Source organism: Saccharomonospora sp. NPDC046836 (assembly GCF_040645195.1).
GTDB lineage: Bacteria > Actinomycetota > Actinomycetes > Mycobacteriales > Pseudonocardiaceae > Prauserella_A.
Genome location: NZ_JBEYXW010000013.1, coordinates 141,418 through 162,907 on the forward strand (window position 1 = coordinate 141,418; position 21,490 = coordinate 162,907).

Genomic DNA, 21,490 nt, shown 5'->3' on the forward strand with positions numbered 1-21,490 from the left:
CAAGCTTCAACTGACTACTCACGTCAACCACGCTGTCGGACGTATCTGTACCCAGTGTGAGGGGTGACGGCCATCACCGGGACACCGGGGCCGGTGATCATTCTCACGACCTCGAACTCAGTCCTCCCAGCGGAACACCCGGATGGCGATGAACCCGACAACCGCGGTGAAACCGACCAGCACGAGGGTCGGCAGCAGCAGCGCCTCGGCACCCTGACCGCGGACCATGACGTCGAGCATGCCCTCGTTGAGATGGCGCATCGGGAACGCCCAGGAGATCGACTGCAACCACCCGGGAATGGCGTCGAGCGGCAGGAAGACACCGGAGAGGAACGCCATGGGCAATGTGATCAGATTGGACACACCGCTGGCGGCCTCTTCCGTTTTGCAGAAGGCGCCCACGAGCATGCCGATCGAGAAGAACGACAGCGTTCCCAGTAGCAGCAAGGGAACCGCGAGCCACCACTGTCCGGACAGCTGCAAGCCGAACACCGGCAACAGCGCGACACCCATGAAGACGGCGAACTGCAGCAGCGCCACCCCGAGCGCGACGAGTACCCGCGAGCCGAGCACGACCGCCGGCTGCACCGGAGCCAGTCGCAGCCGCCGCAGCACCTGCTTCTTGCGCCAGCTCACGAAGGTCAGCGCGGCGCCGAACACGGCTCCGATCGAGATGGCCCAGGAGATGATTCCGGGGGCAAGGAACTGGATGGGCTTGAGCGACTCGTCTTCCACCCTCGTGGCGTCCAGCGTGAACCGGGGTGGCTGACCGGTCGCGGCGAGGTTGGCCTGGTTCACGATGCCGCTGACGATGCCGAGAACGGTCTGCGATCGGGTCTGGTCGCTTGCGGCGAAGCGCAGTGTGACCGTGTCGCCCTGCTGTGAGATGTAGGCGGGCAGATCGCCGGACCGCACCTGCTCGGCCGCCGCCTCGACCGAGTCGATCGGCGTCAGCTGCAGCGCCTCGGAGCGTTCCAGAGCCGAGATCACCGGCCCGTCGCCCACCACACCGATCTCGGTTTTCGACGTGTCCTGGTTGCCGAAGATCAGGCCGAAGATGACCAGGAACATCAGCGGGAACAGGAAAGTGAAGAACAGCACGATGCGATCGCGGACGTAGCCGAGGAACATCGCCTTCGACAGCGCCTGGAACGCGGCGGGACGCCCGGCCGGCGTCTCGGTGTTGCGCTGCTCTGGCTCGGTGATGGTCACGCCCGGTACTCCCTGCCGGTGAGGTCGAGGAACACGTCCTCGAGCGTCGCTGTACGGACCTGCAGGCCGTCGAGGGTGCCGAGTTCGGCCAGTGCCGACAGCAGTGGTGCAGGGGTGCGGGTGGAGATGATGAGCGACAGCTCGTCCTCGGTGACCTGGTCCGCACCAGGTAGCGCACGTGCGCGCTCCTGTGGCAGCACACCTCGCTCGATCGTCACGCGGGTGGCCGCGTCGAGGTCGCGGACCAGCCGGGCCGGTGCGTCCAGCGCGAGGATGCGGCCCCGGTCCATGATCGCCACCCGGTCACACAACGCTTCGGCCTCGTCCAAATAGTGGGTGGTGTAGACGATGGTCTTGCCGCGGGCCTGTACCTCACGGAGGACGTCCCACAGGTTGCGCCGTGCCTGCGGATCGAGCGCGGCCGTGGGCTCGTCGAGGAAGACGATGTCCGGGTCGTGCACGAGTGCACACGCGATGGACAGCCGCTGCCGCTGTCCGCCGGAGAGCTTGGTCTCGGGAGTGGCCGCCTTGTCGGTGAGGCCCACCAGTTCGAGCATCTCGTCGACGCGCGCGGAGGTCACCCCGTAGAGCGCGCCGAACGTCTCCAACTGCTCGCGTGCGGTGAGCTTCTCGAAGAACGCCGACGCCTGCAACTGCACGCCGATCCTGGGCAGCAGTGCGATGTTGCGCGGCCAGGGTTGCTCACCGAGCAGGCGCACGGAACCGGAATCGGGCTCCCGCAGGCCTTCCGCGATCTCCAGCGTCGTGGTCTTGCCCGCCCCGTTGGGGCCCAGGATGCCGAAGAACTCGCCTTCCGCGACCTCGAAGGACACGCCGTCGACGGCACGCAGGTCCCCATAGCGCATGTGGATGTCGGTCACGGCGAGCGCCGCGCGCAAGGTCATGGCAGAAGGCTAGCGGGCTCACCGTGGCGAACCTTGACATGCCCCGCCCACCGATTGTTGGATATGCCCATCATGACAACGTTGTCACCCGTGCCCGACAGCTCCCGCCGCGCCACGATGCCCGACGTGGCCCGGCTCGCCGGCGTGAGCATCAAAACCGTCTCGCGGGTGGTCAACGGCGAGCCCGCTGTGCATCGGGACACCGCGGCGCGCGTCAACGCGGCCATCGAGCAGCTCGGCTTCCGGCGCAACACGGGCGCCCGCAACCTGCGCCGGGGCACGGCCACAGGGACGCTCGGGTTGATCGTCGAGGACGTCGGCAACCCTTTCTACTCCGAGCTGCACCGGACAGTGGAACGCGTGGCGACCGGGTTCGGCAGACAGGTACTCGCCGGGTCCTCAGAGGAGAGTCCCGACCGGGAACGGGAGCTGGCGCTGGAGTTCTGCGGCAGGCGGGTCGACGGCATGCTGATCGTTCCGGCGGGTGCACGGCACGGCTATCTGGAACCCGAACTGCGCTCGGGAACACCCATCGTGTTCGTGGACCGGCCGCCGGGTGGGCTCGCGGCCGACACCGTGCTCGCCGACAACGTCGCCGGAGCGGCGCAGGCGGTCGCGCACCTGGCTGCACACGGACACCGCCGCATCGCGTTCCTGGCTGACCGTCCGGAGATCTTCACCGCCACCGAGCGGCTGGAGGGCTACCGCGCCGGCTGCGCGCTGGCAGGCCTGCCGGCCGACGAGCGGCTCGTGATCATGCGCACCCCGACCGCGGACAGCGTCGTCGAGGCGTTGCGCGGGCTGCTCGACGGACCGGCCGCGGCGACCGCCGTGATCGCGGGCAACAACCGGGTCACCACCCATCTGCTGCGCGCGCTCGCCCATGCCGCGCGACGCCCGGCCGTGCTCGGTTTCGACGACTTCGGACTGGCCGACCTACTGGACCCGCCAATGTCGGTTGTGGCGACGGATGTCGGCGCACTCGGCCGGACGGCGGCGGAACTGCTGTTCGCCCGGCTGCGCGGAGATGCGTCACCGCCGAGAAAGGTTGTCCTGCCAGTGCATCTCGTTCCCCGTGGTTCTGCGGAGGTACCACCATCATGACCATCGCCCAGCCGTTCACTCCCGTCCACCTCGCGGTGAACCAGCCACCCCAGTTCTACCGGGGCGGCCAAGCCATCGCCGCTCTGCGCGGCGCGGACCACAGCGCGGACTTCGGTCCCGAGGACTGGGTCGCATCCACCACCACACGGTTCGGCCACGAGGAGTCGGGGCTGACCCGGCTGCCGGATGGCCGCTGGCTCCGTGACGCGGTGCGGGCCGACCCACGCGGGTGGCTTGGCGCCGCGCACGTCGAGGCGTTCAGCGACTCGACGGCGTTGCTGGTCAAGCTCCTCGACGCCGGGCAACGGCTGCCCGTGCACTTCCACCCCGGCGACGCGTTCGCACAGCAGCACTTCGACTCGCATTTCGGCAAGACCGAGGCGTGGGTCGTCGTGGGCACCACGGACACCGACCCGACGGTCTACGCCGGGTTCCAGCGGACCTACGAGACGGCCACCATCGGCGAGTGGGTCCGCGACCAGGACGCACCGGCGATGCTCGGGGCGCTCAACGCGATCCAGGTCCGCTCCGGTGACACCGTCCACATCCCGGCCGGCCTCCCCCACGCCATCGGAGCCGGGGTGTTCGTCGTGGAACTGCAGCAGCCGACGGACTTCTCACTGACGCTGGAGTGGCGGGACTTCCTCGCCGGTCCGGACAAGGGCCACCTCGGCATCGGCTTCGACACGGCGCTGGCGGCGCTGGACACCTCCGGCTGGGACGAGCAGCGCCGGCGGCAGCTCATCCGGCACACCGCCGAGGACGACTCCGCGACGGTCGATCTCCTCGCCGCCGACGCCAGCCCGTTCTTCCGCGCCGACCAGCTCCGCCCTGGGCTCGGCATGCTGGGGCTGGACCCGTCGTTCGCGGTGCTCGTGGTCCTCGACGGCGCGGGCACCCTGCGTACCGCGCACGGCGACGAGTATCCGGTCGCCAAGGGTGACACGCTCGTCGTCCCGCACGGCGCCGGGGAGCTGGAGTTGACCGGCGAGGTCACCGTGATCCGTTGCCGCCCACCGGAACCACCACGCAGGCACCATCCCTAAAGGTCAGGAGCGGCGCAGGTCGGCCACGAGTGCGTCGGCTGCCGCGTAGGGGTCCAGTTCACGGTCGACGACCCGGTGGGCGAGCAGCGCGAGCCGGTCACCGCCGGACCACACCGCAGGCCGTGGCGTGCTCGGCCATCCGGATGCGGTCGCCGAGCAACGCTCCGCCGCTGAACGGCGACGAAGGATCGATCGCCAGCACCCCGACCCGCTTCCCGCCGCCGCGCAGCACCGGGACGAGCATCGACAGCGAGGTCGACTTGCCGGGACCTGGCGAGCCAGTGAGCCCGAGGATCTCGGCGTTGCCGGTGTAGGGCAGCAGCGCCGCCGCGACCGCGCGCAGCGCGGGGTGACCGTCCTCCACCAGCGAGATCAACCGGGCGATGGCACGGTGCTGCCCCTCCCGTGCCCGCCCGACCAGCTCAGCGACCTCGCTGACGGCCTGCCCGGCGGCTAGCTCTTCGGGACGCGCAGCAGCAGGGCATCGCCCTGGCCGCCGCCACCGCACAAGGCGGCCGCGCCGAGCCCGCCGCCGCGGCGGCGCAGCTCGTGGACCAGGTGCACGACCAACCGCGCCCCCGAGGCGCCGATGGGGTGACCGAGCGCGATGGCGCCGCCATTGACGTTCACGATCTCCGGATCCACCCCGAGCTTCTGCGTCGACACGACGCCGACCGCGGCGAACGCCTCGTTGATCTCCACGAGGTCGAGTGCGCCGGCGTCGAGCTTCGCCTTGGCCAGCGCGGCCTTGATGGCGTTGGCGGGCTGCTCGTGCAGGCTCGCATCCGGGCCGGCGACGACGCCGTGGGCGCCGATCTCCGCGAGCGGAGTGATGCCGAGCTCCTCGGCCTTGGCCCTGCTCGCCACCACCACCGCGGCAGCGCCATCGGAGATCTGCGAGGAGGAGCCCGCGGTGATGGTGCCATCGGCGGCGAACGCGGGCCGCAGCGCCGCGAGACCGTCGACGGTCGTATCGGCGCGCACACCCTCGTCAGTGCTGAAGACGATCGGGGCCTTCTTCCGCTGCGGGATCTCCACGTTCACGATCTCGTCGGCGAACGCCCCATTCGCGATCGCCTTGGCGGCCCGCTGGTGCGACCGGGCGGCGAAGGCATCCTGTTCGGCACGGGTCAGGCCGTAGCGGGCGTTGTACTTCTCCGTCGAGGCGCCCATGGCGACCTGGTCGAACGCGCAGAACAAGCCGTCGTGGGCCATGTGGTCGACGAGCGTCGTGTCGCCGTACTTGAAGCCGGAGCGCGACTTCGGCAGCAGGTGCGGGGCCTGTGTCATGGACTCCTGCCCACCCGCGACCACGAGATCGAACTCCCCCGCGCGGATGAGCTGGTCCGCCAGCGCGATGGCGTCGACACCGGAGAGGCACACCTTGTTGATCGTGAGCGCGGGAACGTCCATCGGGATGCCGGCGGCCACGGCGGCCTGCCGTGCCGGGATCTGGCCCGCGCCCGCGGTGAGGACCTGCCCCATGATCGTGTACTGCACCGCATCCGGCGCCACGCCGGCACGCTCCAGTGCCGCCTTGATGGCGAGGCCGCCCAGCTGAGCCCCGGAGAAGTCCTTCAAGGAGCCGAGCAGCCGACCGATCGGCGTGCGGGCCGCACCCAGGATCACGGAACCGGACACAACTGCCTCCTGACTGCCCAAGGGCGTGCTGCCTCATTGCGATGTGACTCACGCTGACGATACCGGCCGGGTACCGATCTGAATCGTGTGCGAAACCGCAATCACACTTTGTGAACAAACGCACGTCCCACCCCTATCCTGCCGTTATGCAGGAGGAACTGAAGCCGTTCATCACCACAATCGACCATGTCGGCATCGCCGTCGCTGATCTCGATGCGGCCATCGCGTTCTACGCCGAGAACTTCGGCCTCGAGGCCACCCACACCGAGGTCAACGAGGAGCAGGGTGTGCAGGAGGCCATGCTGCGTGCGCCCGGCGACAGCGCGGGGCCCGCCATCCAGCTGCTCGCGCCGTTGCGACCGGATTCGACGATCGCGAAGTTCCTCGACACCAAGGGACCCGGCCTGCAGCAGCTGGCCTACCGGGTCACCGACGTCGACGCGGCAGCAGAAGCCTTGCGCAGCAAGGGCCTGCGCCTGCTCTACCCGCAAGCACGGCGGGGCACAGCCGGCAGCCGGATCAACTTCGTCCACCCGAAGGATGCCGGCGGCGTGCTGGTGGAACTGGTCGAGCCCGCTCGCTAGTGCTGGGCCACCCGTGCGGAGAGGGCGCCGGCGATGAACGTCAGCTCGCGCTCCATCCGGTCGTGCGAGGCGTCCCCCGTATGCCGCGCCACTGAGTGCCGGTAGCTGACGGCCAGTGCGAGCAGCGCCGCCGCGCTGTCGACGTCGGCTGCCGGCAGGGCGCCCTCCCCTGCCGCGGCGATGATCACGGAACGAACCTGCTCAACGAGCACCTCGTACCGGGACTGCAGCGCCTCACGCACCGCGCGGTGGGTGTCGGCCTCGCGCCACAGCAGGTGAGACAGTACCCGGGAGGCGAACAGGCGGCGGTCGAGCTCGGCGACGAGCCTGCGCAGGCTCTCCCCCATGTCGCCTGGCACCACAACGTGTGCGGGTTCGATGCGCTCGTCCGGCAACTGCTCGACGAGCGCCGTCAGCAGGTCGCGCTTGCGGCGGAAGTAGTAGTGCACGAGCCCCTTGGGCACACCGGCGACCTCGGCGATGCGCGAGGTCGGGGTCGCGTCGAAGCCGAGCTCCGCGAAGAGGCGCTCAGCTGCGAGGAGGATGCGGTCCCGTGCCGAGGGATCGTCGGCTCCACGGCGAGCCATCTCTCCCCCTTCGGTCTGAGCCATTGGCGCCACGATAGCGCGGAGGGCGCCCACGCTGGCCCCAGCGAGGCCGGGGCCAGCCGGTCCGCTCAGTGCTGGCCGACCATGCGGTGCGCGGCGGTGGCGACCGGCAGGGCTGCCGCCCCAGCCAGGATCGTCAGCGCGCCGATGATCCAGGTCGTCCACGCGGCACCGGTGAAGGACATGTAGCCGATGACCCACGGCGAGATGAAGGCGAGCACGCCGAGGACCACCTGCACGCCCTCGCCGTAGACCAGGCCGGGCATCGCGAGCGAGAGCAGACCGTCGAGCGCGATGAGTACACCGAGCACGATCATCGTCCACATCGCGGCGGTACTCGTGGTCATCCAGATGGGCGAGAGCGCCAGCACCACACCAAGGACGACCTCTGCCCAGTCGTGGGGACGCGTCCAGGGACGTGCCGAGAGCTGAGCCATCGTGATCACCTCCATGAGTCACAACGGACGCGGTGAACCCGCTGGTGAACTCACCGCGGGAAACCGTGAAACGCGGTCCCGCTCCTATGGTGCGCCTTGATTGGCCAGCCGGTCAAACTTCTGCTGAAACAAGACCACGGCATCCGCGACCACCACTCCACGCCAGGCACATCCAGGCCATACCGACGTTCCGCGGCAGGTAGTCCACCGGGCCCGTTAGGGTGGGGACATGAGCCTTGGCGAGGAACGGGAGCTCGTGCCGCTGGGGGCAGGCTTCGACTTCGAGAAGCGTGGTTACAGCCGGCCGCAGGTCGACGAGCATCTGGAGCGACTGGACGGCGAGCTCAAGATGCTGGCGTCCGACCGGGATGCTGCCATCTCGCAGGCCGGGGATCTGGCGCGCCAGCTCGAGGTCGCGCGGATCGAGATCGACGACCTGCGCGGACAGGTCGAACGCCTCGCCCAGCCGCCGACGACGATCGAGGGACTTTCCGAGCGCCTGCAGCGGATGCTCCGGCTGGCGCAGGAAGAGGCCAACGACACCAAGGCACGGGCCGAGGCGGAGGCGGGGCACATCCGCGCGAAGGCCGAATCCGATGCCAGCGCCATGCGCGCCCGCTACGAGCAGTTGCTCACCGAACTGGCCGAGCGACGCAAGCAGATGGAAGCCGAGCATCGCAAGGTACTCGCGGACGCGCGCGCAGAAGCCGAGACCATCACGACCGATGCCAAGAAGGAACGCGACCGTCTCGACCGCGAGTCCGAGGAACGCCGTACGCAGGTCGAGGAAGACTTCGAGATCGCGATGGCGACGCGGCGCACCGAGGCGATGCGCGTGCTGGCCGAGCAGGAGGCGGCGAGCAAGGCGGAGGCCGAACGGCGTGTGCGCGAGGCCACCGACGAGGCCGCCGCCATTCGCAAGGAGGTCGCCGACGAGCAGGCGAAGGCTCGGAGCGAGATCGAGCGCAGGCAGCGCGAATCCATCGAGGATGCCAACCGGCGCAAGCAGAACTCGATCAGCGAGGCGAACGCACGCGTAGCCGAGGCGACCGAGGAGGCCAACCGCCGGGTCCGGGAGGCGACCGAAGAGGCCTCCCGCAGGCTGCGGGAGGCAACGGAGAAGGCCAACCAGCGGATCACCGAGGCCAGGGCCAGGGTGCAGGCGCTGCGCACGCTCCGCACGAAGATCGCCGACCAGGTACACGCCGCGCGCGGGATGCTCGCACAGGCGAACTCGGCACTCAACGGCGCAGACGAATCCGCGTCCACCGAACAACGGGCCACCGCGTCGGTCGGCGCCGAGCCGCACCGCGAGTAGGTAACAGCGCGAGTGCCGATCGGCCCCACGTCTCGCCGCTGACGATTCGGGTCTGGCCGGCGTGCGAGGCAGTGGAGGCGGCGGCCACGCACGGCGAGCGCCGGGTTTGAACTCCACGCCGGTGTCGCGTAGTGGTCGAGCCGGCGCCGGGTTGGCTAGTAGCTGCTCAGGATGACACTCCGTAGCAGGTGGCGATCGCGGCGGCACGGTTGCGCAGGGAGGTGCGCAACCACTGCGGGGCGAGGGCCTCCGCGTTCGTGGTGAGCTGCCATAGCGCCCATTCGGCGTGTCTCGAATCTTGGAAGGTCACCTCCAGTCGCAGCCAGCCGTCCGCGTCGGTTTCTTCGGCGCGGACGGCCGGCGCGGTGCCCACCAGGTCCTCACGCCGCGCCGGGTTCACCCGCACCAGCACGGCGACTTGGTCGCCGCCGGTCCGAAACCGTGTGCTGCGTTCCTGCCAGGCCCGGTCCAGATCGACCCGGTCTGGTCGCTGTGCGGGTTCGTCGATTTCCTCGGCGGCCAACACCCGGGACAGCCGGTAGGTGCGGTCCGCGCCAGATCTCGTGGCCAGCAAGTAGCCCTGGTCGCGTACGGTGACAAGGCCGATCGGGTCCACGGTGCGCCACTTCGGGGTCTGGTCCACAGCCGCCTAGTGGATGCGCAGCTTGTGTCCGGCGAACACCGCGCGCCGGACCTCGGCCACTACGGTGTCGGGCATCTCCTCGGCGACCATGCGCCGCGAGAGGAGGTCAGTCTCCGGATCGATGAGCAATCGCTGCGCCGCGCCGGCTGCGGTGTCCCGATAGCCCTCGGGCAGCGCGTCAACCACCTTGAGCATGGCCGAAGCGAGCGCCGAGCCGAGGCCGAATACCTGCGCGCCACGCCGTGATCCGGCGACCAGCAGGGCGAGCGCCTCGTCGTGGTTCAGTCCGGTGAGCTCTGTCTGGAAACCGGGCAGCAACGCGAAACCACCGTGCCGGCCGCGTTCGGCGTAGACCGGGACACCGGCTGCGGACAGCGCCTCGATGTCACGCAGCACGGTGCGGGTGGACACCTCCAGCTCGCGGGCCAGCGTGGCCGCGGACAGTCGACCGCGCTGGCGCAGCAGCAGCACCAGCGAGACCAACCGGTCGGCGCGCATACGGAAACTCTACGGGAATACACGACACAGGATGTCGTGATTCGTTGGGAGGCTTTCGTATGTACGCCCAATGAATCGAATGGAGCTGATGTGGCATTGGAACGAACGGCAGTCAACCCGGTGACGTGGTCGGTGGAGATGGGATTCAACCAGGGTGAGATCGTCTCCGGGCACACCCGCACCCTGTGCTGCTCCGGGCAGACCGCGATGAGCAGCGACGGTAAGCCCCAGCATGACGGTGACATGACGGGCCAACTGGCGCTGAGCCTCGACAACCTGGAGGCCGTGCTCGGCGAGGCCGGAATGTCCGTCACGAACCTCGTACGGCTCAACGTCTACACCACCGACGTCGATCTGCTTTTCCAGCACTACGGCGTGCTGGTGTCGCGCTTGGGCGCCGCCAGGGTGGCGCCGACCACCACGATGCTCGGGGTGGTACGGCTCGCGATCCCCGGTCAGATGGTCGAGCTCGAGGGGACCGCCGTCGCGTAAACCGACCTCGCCGCCTCCCCTGCTCGTGCCGGTTGAACCGGCACGAGCAGCCGGCAGCCGGCGTCTATGGCTTCGACGGCGTACGCCAACGCCGCGATTGCCGCGGACCCGAGTACGCCTGGGCGAACTCACTCCGGCTGCCGACGGCCCTCGCCCATGCCCGGATCACTGCTCGCTGGCCTGGGCACATTGCCCACCTTGACGTCACAAGCCCCACCCCTCGACGCAACGGGAAAGTCGAGCGGTATCAGCGCATCCTGGCCGAAGAACTCCTCTACGCGTGTGAGTTCACCAGCGAGGAAGCCCGGTCAGCCGCCCGCTTCACGGCCCAAGCTCGGCGTCACCAACGTTCAGCGCTCCTACAGCTAGAAGCGCTCCCGGCGGATGGTCGCCTTCCGGCCCTTGATGGTGGTGCCCTTGAGGGCTGCGATGACATCGTCTGCGGCGGCTTCCGGAACATCGACCAGCGAGAACCGGTCGGCGATGTCGATGGCGCCGATGTCGCGGCCGCGCAGCTGGGACTCTCCGGCGATGGCACCCACCAGATCCTGTGGCCGGACCCCGGAAGTCCTGCCGACACCGACAAAAAGCCGGGTCATGCCACGTGCAGCAGCCCGTCCGCGGCGCTGCTCCCGGCCACCGGGCCCCTCGCGCCGGCCACGCTTTCCCTCGGTGGGCGGCCACACGGCGACCTCGGGGATCTCCTCCTCGTCGTTGACGGTGCCTGCCGCCTCGTGGGCCAGCTTCACCGCCGCCAGCGCCACCTCGATGACGTCGTACTCCTCGGCGAGCGGCTCCACCACGGTGCGGTAGCGGTCCAGCCCGTCCTCGTCCTGCAAGCTCTCCCACAGCGCGGCCCTGGTCTGTTCGAGCCGCTGCGCCCGCAGGTCGGCGATCGTCGGCAGCTTCTGCGCCGCGATCCGGTGTCCGGTGACCCGCTCTATCGTCTTGAGCATGCGGTGTTCACGCGGCTCTACCAGGGTGATGGCGGTGCCCTCGCGCCCGGCTCGGCCGACCCGGCCGATGCGGTGCACGTACGCCTCCGGCGCGCTGGGGACGTTGTAGTTGACCACGTGGGTCAGCTGCTCGATGTCCAGACCGCGCGCGGCGACGTCCGTGGCCACGACGAGATCGGCGGTGGCTGCCCGCAGCCGCTCCACGACGCGGTCGCGCTGCTGCTGGTTCATGCCGCCGTGCAGCGGCTCCGCGCGGTAGCCGCGGCCGTTGAGCGTCTCGGTGAGCTGGTCGACCTCCTCGCGCGTACGGCAGAACACGATCGCGGCGACCGGCGCCTCGACATCGAGCACGCGCCCGAGCGCCGCCGGCTTGTGCCCTCGCGGTACCACGTAGGCGCTCTGCTGGATCGGCGACGGCTGTCCCACCGCGGATTCCTTGCGGCCCAGCTCGATGCGCACCGGGTCACGCAGGTAGTGCTTGACCATCCCGCTGATGCGCGGCGGCATCGTCGCCGAGAACAGCATCGTCTGCCGTTCCTGCGGGATTTCGGCGAAGATCGCCTCGATGTCCTCGGCGAAACCCATGTCGAGCATTTCGTCGGCCTCGTCCAGCACGACCATGCCCAGTTCGCTGAGCGACAGCGTTCCCCGTGCCATGTGGTCGAGCGCGCGGCCAGGCGTCGCGATGACGACGTCGACGCCACGCTCCAGTGCCTTCAGCTGCCTGCCGATCGGCTGCCCGCCGTAGATCGGCAACACCCGGGTCCCGAGCTCGTGGCCGTAGCGGTGCATGGCTTCGGAGACCTGAACGGCGAGCTCGCGGGTCGGCGTGAGCACGAGCGCCTTGGGTTTACGGCCCTCGCCATGCTGGGTGATGCGCTGCAGGATCGGCAACGCGAAGGCCGCGGTCTTACCGGTGCCGGTCGCCGCCTGCCCGACCAGGTCGCGGCCCTCCAGCAGCGGCGGGATGGCGGCGCGCTGGATGGGCGTCGGCTCCTCGTAGCCGAGCCCCGTCAGTGCGTCGACCAGTTCCTTGCGTAGCGCGAGGTCGGCAAAGGTTGCGTTGTTGTCCTCGTCGTTCTCAGCCATGGTGGGACCTCCTGATCCAGGGGGATGGGTTCGGCGACGCCACGCCCGTCGAGCCCCTGGGCAGGTACGAGGTGTCGAGGGTACTGACCGGACAGAGTGCCGATCTTCTCAGCGCTCAGCGGGCTGCACCGCGTACTGGCGGACATACAGGTCGGTGTAGGTGACCGGGCCGCGGGGGCCTGGCACCTTGTCGAGGTTGATGCCGGTCTCCGGCACCGCAAGGAGCTTGAAGCCGTCCAGCAGCCGGGTCGGCGCGTTCCAGAACACACCGGTGCCCTGGTAACCGTCGAAGAAGGCCTCTGCTGCGGCCGCGTCCTCCGTAGCGATCCCGGCCGCGAGTCCGGAGGTCTGCTCGTTGGCGATCGACACTGCCTCGGCGATGCTGTCGACCTGCGCCACGGTGACGGTGGCCTCCCGGTCGGAGTCGAGTGCCCACTCGTAGCCGATCGGGTGCTCGTGGGGCGGCAGGGAGGGGCTGACCCCGCGCTCGGCGAGCGCATCCGACACCCGCGGCCAGATCTCGTCGTACACCGCGGAGTTGATCAGCAACAGGTTCAGCCGGTTACACACCCCGAGCCGGTCAAGGCTGCGTTCCACGAGCGAGCGCACCGTCGTGGGGTCGGCAGCGGCGTCGACGTACAGCACACCACCACCGTCAGCATGCGCGAGCGTCCGCACACCGTGCGTGGCCGCCTCGGTGGCCAGCGCCCGCGTACTCTCACCACTGCCGCGCAGGATCACCAGCGGCACCAGGCCCGGCAACCGCACCAGTGCGGCCGCCGCGGAGCGCTCCACCCTGGGTACCAACTGGACGACATCAGCGTCGATGCCGGCCTCGGCCAGCGCCGGAGCGATGACCACTTCGAGCAGGCGCTGTGCCGACCCCAGTGCAGCCGAGCCGGTCCGCAGGACACCCGCGTTGCGCGACTTCACCAGCTGCGAGGCCACGTCGACCGTGACGTTAGGCCGCGCCTCGTAGTTGGCGCCGATGACGCCGACCGGACGCCTGCGCTCCACCAGCCGCAGCCCACCGTCGAGTGTGGACACCTCGATGGACCGCTCCTGGTGCGGTGCACCTGCGAGCAGCCGCAACTGCTCGGCCATGCCGGTCAGCCGCTCCTCGGTGATGGTGAGCCGGTCGAGCAGGCCGGCGCTCATCCCGTCGGCGCGGGACCTGGCGACATCGGCGGCGTTGGCCTCGAGCACCTCAGCGCGGTGGTCCAGGAGCCGCTGCGCCATGAGGCCCAGCGCGGTATCGATCGCGTTGTCAGACGCCGCGGCCAGCGACGGAGCTGCCCGCTTCGCCGCCCGTGCGCATTCTTCGACAGCCTTGGCGACCTCGTCCGTCACAGCACAGCCCTCTCCACCGCTCGTCGCGACGCGCGACTCACAACTGCCTCCCCACACGGGGTGTCAGCACATCAGTCTGCCGCACGTCCTGAAACGGCTTCCGAGCTGGTCCGCCTACCCGTCGGCGCGGTCCGCTGTTACAGCGGACCTGCCATCGCGGGCTCGATGAGCAGCATCCCGCCGAGCACGAAGCAGGTGCCCGTGAGGACTCCGAGCACGAGAAGCCAGATCGCCGCGGGGACCCCGGTCAGCCGCGCCAGCTGGTCGGCATCGGAGTCGCGGGCAGCACCCCGTCTGCGTTTCGCCTGAAGCTCGAACACGGGCCGGATCGCGCCGAGCAGCAGGAACCACGCCATCAGGTACACGAATGCTGCCTGCACGCCGGGACCGGCGAGCAGAGCGACACCGCCCAGCACCGCAGCCGAGACGACCACCGCGAACACGCCGTAGGCATTGCGCACCATGACCAGCACACCCAGCAGCAGCGCCGCCGCGATGGCCAGAACCGCGCTCAGGTTCCCCACCGAGACCAGGCCCGCGAAAGCAAGGCCCAGTACTGCCGGCGCCGGATACCCGGCGAGTGTCGTGAGCACCATGCCGGGCCCTTCGGGCTTGCCGCGGGAGACGGTCACACCGGAGGTATCCGAATGCAGCCGGATACCCTGCAGGCGGCGGCCCGCCAGTACCGCGATGACGGCGTGGCCCGCCTCGTGCACGATCGTGACGACATTGCGCGCGAGCCGCCACGGCGTACGCACGAGCACGACGAGCAACGCGACCACACCGGTGACCAGCGCGATGTTGCCGGTGGTACCCGCGTCGAGTCCGAACGCTCGCAGGATTTCGCTGTCGTTGAGGGCCCACTGCACGCGGGTCAGCTCACCACAGCACCTGTCAGCTCTTCGTCACCCCCTTTCCTCGGTTCGCTTGCGCGCCCCGCTATCGTTCGCGGCTTTGCCCGCCGAACGGCGCGACCGCGCGAAGCAGGAACGAGGCCCAACTGCGGTACGGCTGCCAGCGCTTCGCGATCGCCTCGAGTTCGTCCAGCTCGTGCGTGCGGTAGGCAGCGGCCATGACCGTGTGCAAGCGGGTCTCGTATGCGGGGAACACATCGGGATGCCCGGCTCCGCGCGAGACGATCAGCTCGGCCGAGAACGGGCCGATACCCGGCAGTTGCCGCACCAGCGTCAGGGCGTCCTCGGCTGCCATCTCGCGCAACGCCGCTCCGTCGAGTAGACCCGCTCGCGCCGCCCCGGCGATCGCGACGAGCCGCTGGGTCCGCTCGTGTGACAGCCCGGGCGGCTGATCGAGATCTCGCAGGACGTCAGGAGCCGGGAAGGAGGTGAGCCGCCGGTCACCCACCTCGACGCGTCGCCCGAACCGCTCGGCGAGCTGCTGCATGAGCCGCGCGGCCTGGCTCATCCGATTACGCTGGCAGAGGATCGCCCAGCACGCGGCCTCGTACGGCGAGTGGAACAGCATGGGCCGGAGTCCGGGGTTTCGTGCGCGCAGCACGCCCAGCACCGGATCGCCTGCGGCGACCACGGCGAACCGGTTCCCGTCGAGATCGAGAGACAGCATCCGGCGAACCTGCGAGACGGCGGCCAGCACGGTGTCCGGCGGCGCCACGAGCTCCACACTCACCACATCGGGTGCCCGCTGCCGTACGAGCACCCCGACGTGGTCCCAGCTGCCCTCCACAGCGAACGCGAGGCCGAGCGTCCCCGGCTCGCTGTCGGCCACCGCGGCGTCGGGTACGAAGCCGGGACGGAAGGCCGCGCAGCGAGCGAGGTCGATGCCGCCGGGGACCGTTATCTCCACAGTGGTCGGTGCTACGGCAGTGGTCGTGATCATCGCAATGTCCTTTCGGTGAAGCCGGATGAACCTGTTGAAGGCGACCGTAGGACCGATCACCGACATCCGGGAGTGCTAACTGTGCCAACGGATCCGTTCGTGCCCGATCCCCGTACGAACGGGCACTTTCCGCCGCTTCCAGCCAAAAATCGGTTGCGCGCACTGCTAGCGTCTGCGCCATGGGAACTTTGGGCCACAGCTGCGTGGCGTTCGTGCGGCCTCGGCCGCGCCGCGCCTGAACGCAGCGGCTGTAAGTCTTTTTCCGGCACCATTCTTGGCGTCCCGCTGAGCAGCGGGCGCCACGTGCCGTTCTTCGCATCGCCTCTGTGACCGGCTTCGGTCGCTGCGCCATGACGTCCGCGCGCGCCCCGTGTGGCGCGCTCCCCCTCGTTCATGACGGAGCAGCACCATGCCGTATTCACGACCGCGCCGCCCTGCCCGGAAACAGGCGTCTCCCAACCCTTCCGGCGTCCATTTTCTGGCCTCCGCCCGCATCGCGGACGATCTCATCCGATCCTGCGCACCCCGCCCCGTCGACCTCGTCGTCGACTTCGGCGCCGGGCTCGGCGCAATCACCGGGCCGCTGGCCAGAACAGGAGCGCGGGTGATCGCCGTCGAACGAGACGCCGCGTTCGCCAACCAGCTCAGCAAGCGCCTCGCGGGCAACGACAACGTCCGGGTGATCAACGGTGACGCACGCACCTACCCCTTACCGCGCAAGCGATTCCTTGTCGTGTCGAGCATTCCGTACTCGATATCGACAGTCCTCATGCGCCGCCTGCTCGGTGATCACGCCACGGCACTGCACCGCGCGGCACTCATCGTGGAGTGGGGTTTCGCCAAGCGGCTCGCCACGTCCCTGCCGCGCTCCAGGGAACAGGCCTGGTGGGCCGCCAGGTTCGACATCGGCCTGCGCCAGCGTGTCCCGGCGCGGCACTTCCGCCCCGCGCCCACCGTCGATTCCGCGCACCTGCTCATCCGGCGTCGCGAAGGGCTCAGCCGCGACGCCGAACGGGTGGTGTGGGCGCTGCTGGATGGCGCCTACCGGGCACCCCGGCGCAGCACTCGGGCGATCGTCTCAGCGGTGACGGGCAGCAGGGCGCACGGGATTCTGCGCGGCTGCGGGGTCGATCCGGCGATGCCCGCCGCGACCGTGCGCCCCAGCCAGTGGGCCGCGATCGCGATCGGACTCTCAGCGAAGTGATTGGCACCCCTCAGCCTGCTCTCACGAAATCGCGACAACCTCGAAGTATGGACGAGAACCCACAGGCAAACCAGCAGCGGCCGAACCCGTTGTTCGCGCAGCAGCCCGGAGGGGCCCAGCAACCGTACGGGCCGCCGTATCCGGCGCCGGCCCCGGCGAAGAAGCGGACGATATCCGGCAAAGTCGGTGTGCTCGTGACCAGCGCAGCCGTTGTCGCCGCGATCGTTGGCGGGGCGAGCGGGGCGGCGATCGTGTCGGCGACCGATGGCGGTTCCAACACGAGCACCAGCGCGCTCGGTTCTGCCACCGGGCAGACAGTGTCCAACGCCAGCGGAGACGTCAGCTCGGTAGCGGAGAACCTGCTGCCCAGCGTCGTCCAGATCAACGCACAGACCCAGAGCGGCGAGGCCATCGGCTCCGGCGTGATCCTCAGCGCAGACGGCAAGATCCTCACCAACGCACACGTGGTGAACAACGCGGTCGGCGACGTGACGATCACGCTGTCGAACGGCACGAAGTACCAGGCCGGTGTGCTCGGCGCCGACAGCACAGCGGACATCGCCGTCCTGCAGGCCCAGGGTGCCAGCGGGCTCACCGCGGCCAAGCTCGGCGACTCGAGCAGGGTCCAGGTGGGCCAGCAGGTCGTGGCCATCGGCTCTCCCGAGGGCCTGCAGAACACCGTGACCTCGGGCATCGTCAGCGCGGTGGACCGCAAACTCTCCGACATCGGCAGCGGCCAGCAACAGCAGACGCCGTTCGGCAGGCAGACTTTCAACTCGGCCAGCAACACCCCGAGCTACACGGCCATCCAGACGGACGCCCCGATCAACCAGGGCAACTCCGGCGGTCCGCTGGTGAACATGGCAGGCGAGGTCGTCGGCCTCAACTCGGCCATGTACTCACCCTCGGGCGGCAGCGTCGGACTCGGCTTCGCAATCCCCATCAACGATGCGAAAACCATCATCAACAACATTGAGAACGGCACGTGACGGGCGGGCCCAACCGCGCCACGTTAATGTTGCCGCGTGACCGACCGTCTTGTCTGGATCGATTGTGAGATGACGGGGCTGGACCTCGCCAAGGACGCCCTCATCGAGATCGCTGTGCTCGTCACCGATGCCGAGCTGCGGATACTCGGCGCGGGGCTCGACCTCGTCGTGCACGCCAGCGACGAGATGCTGGCGAACATGCCCGATGTGGTGCGCGACATGCACGCACATTCCGGGCTCACCGAAGAGGTACGCCGCTCGACGGTCACGCTGGAGGAGGCGGAGCAGCAGGTGCTCGCCTACGTCCGCGAGCACGTGCCCGATCCGCAGACCGCGCCACTTGCCGGCAACTCGATCGGCACCGACCGGGGGTTCATCGCCCGCGACATGCCTGAGCTGGACGCCTACCTGCACTACCGCATGGTGGACGTGTCGTCGATCAAGGAGCTGGTACGACGCTGGTACCCGCGGATCTACTACGCCAAGCCGGAAAAGGGGTTGGCCCACCGGGCACTCGCTGACATCAGGGAATCGATCGGCGAGCTGGAGTACTACCGCAGGACCGCGTTCGTCCCGCAGCCCGGGCCGACCACCGAGGAGGCCAGGGCAGCGGCCGAGGCTGTGCTCCGCACGAACTCTTGACCGACCCCGCGCGACCCGGCTGAGGCGGCACGCTACGATATTGCAGCCGAGGTGCTCAGGCAGTTCCTCGCATGGTGGGTGTAGCTCAGTCGGTAGAGCACCTGGTTGTGGTCCAGGGGGCCGCGGGTTCAAGTCCCGTCACTCACCCCAATGTTTTCCAGGTCGAGGCCACCGGAACCGCTCCGGTGGCCTCGCTGCTTTCCCGGATCAGCGACCGGCCGCGTTAGCCAGCCATTCCTCCCACGACAGCTGCCAGACACTCCAGCCGTCGGTCGGCTCGAGAACCTGATCACCCGCGTTCAGCACCGTCAGCAGATCCCCCGGCTGCGAGAGCTTCATCAGCCAGGCGGCGTTCTCGGTCGAGAGGTTGATGCAGCCGTGGCTGGTGTGGGTGTTGCCCTGCTGAGCGAGCGACCACGGCGCCGAGTGGTAGAAGATGCCGCTGTCGGACATCCGTACCGCGTAGTCCACCACGAGGCGGTAACCGGCACTGCTGTTCACGGCGACGCCGTAAGTACTCGAATCCATCACGTAGCCGGTGTGTTCGCTCATGAGGGTGTAGGTCCCGTTGGGCGTCGAGGTCGACGGCTTACCCATCGAGACCGGCAGCGACCTGACCTCCCGGTCGTTGACATACACCTTCATCTGGTAGGTGTCGCCATCCGCGACGGCAACCAGCTTGTCGCCGATGGTCATCCGCGCTGAAGTGTCCGCGGTGCCGAAGACACCGTCGCCGAGGTGTTTGCCGTAGATCGCCGCGTTCACCGACACCGTGGTGCCGGAGGGCCAGTACTCCTTCGGCCGCCAGATGACCCGCTCGTCACCGAACCAGCGGAAAGCGCCCTCGATCTGCGGCTCGGTGGTGACCTCCAGCGCCTTCTCCGCCGCGACCTTGTCGGCGACCGCGCCGGTGAAGGTGAAGATCAACGGCATCCCCACGCCGACCGTCTGCCCGTCCTGCACATTCATCGAAACGGCGACCTCCCGCTCGGGGGTCGCCGTCGTGAAGGTCGACTTCGTGGTGGCCGGCTCACCATCCGCACCACGCGCGGTCGCGGTGAGCGTGTAGGTCTTGCCATAGCCGAGCGGCTCGTTCGACTGCCACGAGGCACCATCCGGGCTGATCGCACCCTTGACGACGGTGCCGTGCTTGCCGACCAGCGAAGCTTCCATGATCCGGCCGTTCGCCGCGGTGGCGATCACCGGCTGACCAGGCTCCACCTCGTCAGCACCCTGATGGACAGACAAACTCAGCTCCACCGGCTTCGGTGGAGCTGAGGTCGGTTCCGGCGCGGATCTGTCTTCCGCCGCCGACGTACAGCCGGCGAGCAAAGCTCCCCCTACTGTCACGATTGAAACCAGCCGGGCCCCCAAGATCGGCCTACGCCCCCGACGTTCCATCACCAACCATCCATTTCTTGATCAAACATTGCCCCAGAAGTGGGACCAGTCTGCCCCATTCGTCGCAGTGTGTGGAGGGGTCAGCCACGCTCCCCCAGCTAGACCGCTTGTCCAGCCCCCCGTCTGGGACTCCGGGCAGGCGTGCTACTGTTTTGCTCGTCGCCGGGGCACGAACACGCGCCCTCGACAGGACAAGCGCCATTAGCTCAATTGGCAGAGCAGCTGACTCTTAATCAGCGGGTTCGGGGTTCGAGTCCCTGATGGCGCACTTCCACCCCAGGTCGCTGACCTGGGGTTTTTCGCTATCTTGCTGCCATTTTGCTTGGCGGTGGTCCTCGCTGGTGTCTCCGTTGTGTCTCCGTTCGTCTTACGGTGCTCAACGGATGCCAGGAGGCCTGGCCAGTTGGGTTCAGACCGCCGGACAATTCCGTCGGCAGGCGGTAGAACGACTCGATCAGCGTGACGACGTCGGGCAACCGTTTTGCCGGACCTTCGTGCGTTAGTCAGTCAACGAGGTAGTCGGCTTCAGAATCGCGGCGTGGTGATCACATATGAGTGGCGGGGCAAGTTCGAAAACGCGGTGGTCAACGTGCTGCACGCCGAGGGCTTCGACCACCGGTTCCTGGACATCGACTGGCATGCTCAACTGAACCGGCACAGTCTCGGCTGGGCGTGCGCTCGCGAGGGCGACACACTGGTGGGGTTCGTGAATGTGGCGTGGGACAGCGGGGTGCACGCTTTCATCCTCGACACCGTGGTGGCCAAGTGGGCGCGGACCGCAATATTGGCACCGAGCTGATCGCGACTGCTGTGCAGCATGCCCGTGCCGCCGGCTGTGAGTGGCTACACATCGACTTCGACGACCACCTGAGCGGGTTCTACTTCCAGTCCTGCAAAGTCCTTTATGGACGGACACGCGTGCTGCCGGAGGGAGCCGTGGTACGCCTTCATCGCGGCGGCCAGGCCGCTCACCGGATGACTGACGGGCACCTCGTCTACGCAGAGATCACGGTGGTTTTGCCTCATGATCGACATCGTTGTGGCTCTGTGCTCGACGTTGCCGCCGCTGGCGGGAATCTTGTTGCTGGACTTGCCAAACGCGGTGCTGACGGACCTGTGCTCTGAGGACAGCGAAGGTGCCGGGCCTGACGCGCCGCCACAGTCGCTGGTCAGAACGGTTGCGATCAGCCGTGGCAACAGGCAGCCGGCCTGATGGGAGAGGCTGGCAACGGCAACGAGTTTCCCGCCGCTCAGCACCGGCGCACCCGCGTCGCTCTTGCAGATACTGGTGCTGTCGGCGGTTCCCTGCAGGCTCACCGTGGTGTCGATCGACTCGACGGTGAAGTCTCCGGTATGTGCCTGATCGGGGACCCACTGGTTCTCGGTCCGTCCATAGCCCGACACCGGGTCTGTGCAGCGAACGGCTCTGGCGCACTTCCGGTGGTGGTTATCCGAGGAGGATGCGGTGGCGCAGGAGAGCGAAGCCGGCTCTTCCGTACATCTGCCGCTTGAGCAGC

Annotated in this window: 19 protein-coding genes, 2 tRNA genes and 4 pseudogenes; 12 read left to right on the top strand and 13 right to left on the bottom strand. The window is 68.5% G+C overall.

Annotated features, from left to right (window positions below):
• Positions 1-117: 117 nt before the first annotated feature.
• On the bottom strand, positions 118-1,212 hold the full coding sequence (locus ABZ863_RS17190; protein ID WP_358536286.1) for an ABC transporter permease: 1,095 nt from the start codon (positions 1,210-1,212) through the stop codon (positions 118-120).
• A complete protein-coding gene (locus tag ABZ863_RS17195) occupies positions 1,209-2,117 on the bottom strand; it encodes an ABC transporter ATP-binding protein (RefSeq protein WP_358536288.1) in 909 nt (302 codons plus the stop codon). The genes ABZ863_RS17190 and ABZ863_RS17195 overlap by 4 nt, the downstream gene beginning before the upstream one ends.
• 117 nt (positions 2,118-2,234) lie before the next feature.
• Between ABZ863_RS17195 and ABZ863_RS17200 the strand changes: the two genes are divergently transcribed.
• Both ABZ863_RS17200 and ABZ863_RS17205 read left to right on the top strand, forming a co-directional pair.
• On the top strand, positions 2,235-3,221 hold the full coding sequence (locus tag ABZ863_RS17200; RefSeq protein ID WP_358536355.1) for a LacI family DNA-binding transcriptional regulator: 987 nt from the start codon (positions 2,235-2,237) through the stop codon (positions 3,219-3,221).
• Positions 3,218-4,267: a mannose-6-phosphate isomerase gene (locus ABZ863_RS17205; RefSeq protein WP_358536290.1), complete on the top strand. Its 1,050-nt coding sequence runs from the start codon at positions 3,218-3,220 to the stop codon at positions 4,265-4,267. The genes ABZ863_RS17200 and ABZ863_RS17205 overlap by 4 nt, the downstream gene beginning before the upstream one ends.
• Positions 4,268-4,376: 109 nt before the next feature.
• On the opposite strand, the pseudogene ABZ863_RS17210 reads toward ABZ863_RS17205, so the two are convergent.
• Positions 4,377-4,688, bottom strand: a pseudogene (locus tag ABZ863_RS17210) (methylmalonyl Co-A mutase-associated GTPase MeaB); the annotation flags it as partial.
• 32 nt (positions 4,689-4,720) lie between these two features.
• A complete protein-coding gene (locus ABZ863_RS17215; RefSeq protein ID WP_358536292.1) occupies positions 4,721-5,908 on the bottom strand; it encodes an acetyl-CoA C-acetyltransferase in 1,188 nt (395 codons plus the stop codon).
• 146 nt (positions 5,909-6,054) lie between these two features.
• On the opposite strand from ABZ863_RS17215, the gene mce reads away from it, so the two are divergent.
• Entirely contained in the window at positions 6,055-6,492 is a 438-nt protein-coding gene (gene mce / locus ABZ863_RS17220; RefSeq protein WP_358536295.1) for a methylmalonyl-CoA epimerase, read from the top strand.
• Here the strand turns inward: mce and ABZ863_RS17225 are convergent.
• Together ABZ863_RS17225 and ABZ863_RS17230 are read right to left on the bottom strand one after the other, a co-directional pair.
• Positions 6,489-7,103 carry a TetR/AcrR family transcriptional regulator gene (locus ABZ863_RS17225; RefSeq protein WP_358536298.1) on the bottom strand — a complete coding sequence of 205 codons (615 nt, stop codon included), beginning with the start codon at positions 7,101-7,103 and terminating at the stop codon, positions 6,489-6,491. The two genes, mce and ABZ863_RS17225, sit on opposite strands and share 4 nt — an antisense overlap.
• 65 nt (positions 7,104-7,168) lie before the next feature.
• Positions 7,169-7,537 carry an SPW repeat protein gene (locus ABZ863_RS17230; protein WP_358536301.1) on the bottom strand — a complete coding sequence of 123 codons (369 nt, stop codon included), beginning with the start codon at positions 7,535-7,537 and terminating at the stop codon, positions 7,169-7,171.
• A gap of 229 nt (positions 7,538-7,766) precedes the next feature.
• Between ABZ863_RS17230 and ABZ863_RS17235 the strand changes: the two genes are divergently transcribed.
• Positions 7,767-8,855 (top strand): chromosome segregation protein, encoded by a 1,089-nt coding sequence (locus ABZ863_RS17235; protein ID WP_358536304.1) that lies wholly within the window; start codon positions 7,767-7,769, stop codon positions 8,853-8,855.
• Between the two features lie 166 nt (positions 8,856-9,021).
• On the opposite strand, the pseudogene ABZ863_RS17240 reads toward ABZ863_RS17235, so the two are convergent.
• Positions 9,022-9,996: pseudogene (locus ABZ863_RS17240) on the bottom strand (WYL domain-containing protein).
• A 96-nt stretch (positions 9,997-10,092) separates the two neighbouring features.
• On the opposite strand from ABZ863_RS17240, the gene ABZ863_RS17245 reads away from it, so the two are divergent.
• Together ABZ863_RS17245 and ABZ863_RS17250 are read left to right on the top strand one after the other, a co-directional pair.
• The gene (locus tag ABZ863_RS17245; protein ID WP_358536358.1) at positions 10,093-10,488 is read left to right on the top strand and encodes a RidA family protein; all 396 of its coding nucleotides are present in this window, start codon (positions 10,093-10,095) and stop codon (positions 10,486-10,488) included.
• A gap of 215 nt (positions 10,489-10,703) precedes the next feature.
• A pseudogene (locus ABZ863_RS17250) lies at positions 10,704-10,857 on the top strand (IS481 family transposase); the annotation flags it as partial.
• Here the strand turns inward: ABZ863_RS17250 and ABZ863_RS17255 are convergent.
• The 4 genes from ABZ863_RS17255 to ABZ863_RS17270 all read right to left on the bottom strand — a co-directional run bounded on the left by ABZ863_RS17255 (position 10,854) and on the right by ABZ863_RS17270 (position 15,737).
• Complete coding sequence (locus ABZ863_RS17255) at positions 10,854-12,533, bottom strand: DEAD/DEAH box helicase (protein ID WP_358536307.1); 1,680 nt, start codon at positions 12,531-12,533, stop codon at positions 10,854-10,856. The pseudogene ABZ863_RS17250 and the gene ABZ863_RS17255 sit on opposite strands and share 4 nt — an antisense overlap.
• A gap of 108 nt (positions 12,534-12,641) precedes the next feature.
• Positions 12,642-13,883, bottom strand: coding sequence for an aldehyde dehydrogenase family protein (locus tag ABZ863_RS17260; protein WP_358536310.1), 1,242 nt, complete (start codon positions 13,881-13,883; stop codon positions 12,642-12,644).
• 137 nt (positions 13,884-14,020) lie between these two features.
• The gene (locus tag ABZ863_RS17265; protein WP_358536361.1) at positions 14,021-14,725 is read right to left on the bottom strand and encodes a M50 family metallopeptidase; all 705 of its coding nucleotides are present in this window, start codon (positions 14,723-14,725) and stop codon (positions 14,021-14,023) included.
• A 97-nt stretch (positions 14,726-14,822) separates the two neighbouring features.
• The gene (locus ABZ863_RS17270; RefSeq protein WP_358536313.1) at positions 14,823-15,737 is read right to left on the bottom strand and encodes a DNA-3-methyladenine glycosylase 2 family protein; all 915 of its coding nucleotides are present in this window, start codon (positions 15,735-15,737) and stop codon (positions 14,823-14,825) included.
• Between the two features lie 409 nt (positions 15,738-16,146).
• Between ABZ863_RS17270 and ABZ863_RS17275 the strand changes: the two genes are divergently transcribed.
• The 4 genes from ABZ863_RS17275 to ABZ863_RS17290 all read left to right on the top strand — a co-directional run bounded on the left by ABZ863_RS17275 (position 16,147) and on the right by ABZ863_RS17290 (position 18,722).
• Complete coding sequence (locus tag ABZ863_RS17275; RefSeq protein WP_358536316.1) at positions 16,147-16,941, top strand: rRNA adenine N(6)-methyltransferase family protein; 795 nt, start codon at positions 16,147-16,149, stop codon at positions 16,939-16,941.
• 47 nt (positions 16,942-16,988) lie between these two features.
• Positions 16,989-17,930: a trypsin-like peptidase domain-containing protein gene (locus ABZ863_RS17280; RefSeq protein WP_358536319.1), complete on the top strand. Its 942-nt coding sequence runs from the start codon at positions 16,989-16,991 to the stop codon at positions 17,928-17,930.
• Positions 17,931-17,966: 36 nt separating this feature from the next.
• Positions 17,967-18,572, top strand: coding sequence for an oligoribonuclease (gene orn / locus ABZ863_RS17285; protein WP_358536322.1), 606 nt, complete (start codon positions 17,967-17,969; stop codon positions 18,570-18,572).
• Between the two features lie 74 nt (positions 18,573-18,646).
• Positions 18,647-18,722: transfer RNA gene (locus ABZ863_RS17290), tRNA-His, on the top strand.
• Positions 18,723-18,779: 57 nt separating this feature from the next.
• Here ABZ863_RS17290 and ABZ863_RS17295 read toward each other — a convergent pair.
• A complete protein-coding gene (locus tag ABZ863_RS17295) occupies positions 18,780-19,820 on the bottom strand; it encodes an Ig-like domain-containing protein (protein WP_358536325.1) in 1,041 nt (346 codons plus the stop codon).
• A 348-nt stretch (positions 19,821-20,168) separates the two neighbouring features.
• Between ABZ863_RS17295 and ABZ863_RS17300 the strand changes: the two genes are divergently transcribed.
• Together ABZ863_RS17300 and ABZ863_RS17305 are read left to right on the top strand one after the other, a co-directional pair.
• Positions 20,169-20,241 (top strand) — tRNA-Lys (locus ABZ863_RS17300).
• A 270-nt stretch (positions 20,242-20,511) separates the two neighbouring features.
• Positions 20,512-20,772 (top strand): hypothetical protein, encoded by a 261-nt coding sequence (locus ABZ863_RS17305; protein ID WP_358536328.1) that lies wholly within the window; start codon positions 20,512-20,514, stop codon positions 20,770-20,772.
• Positions 20,773-20,816: 44 nt separating this feature from the next.
• Here ABZ863_RS17305 and ABZ863_RS17310 read toward each other — a convergent pair.
• Positions 20,817-21,490: pseudogene (locus ABZ863_RS17310) on the bottom strand (hypothetical protein); the annotation flags it as partial.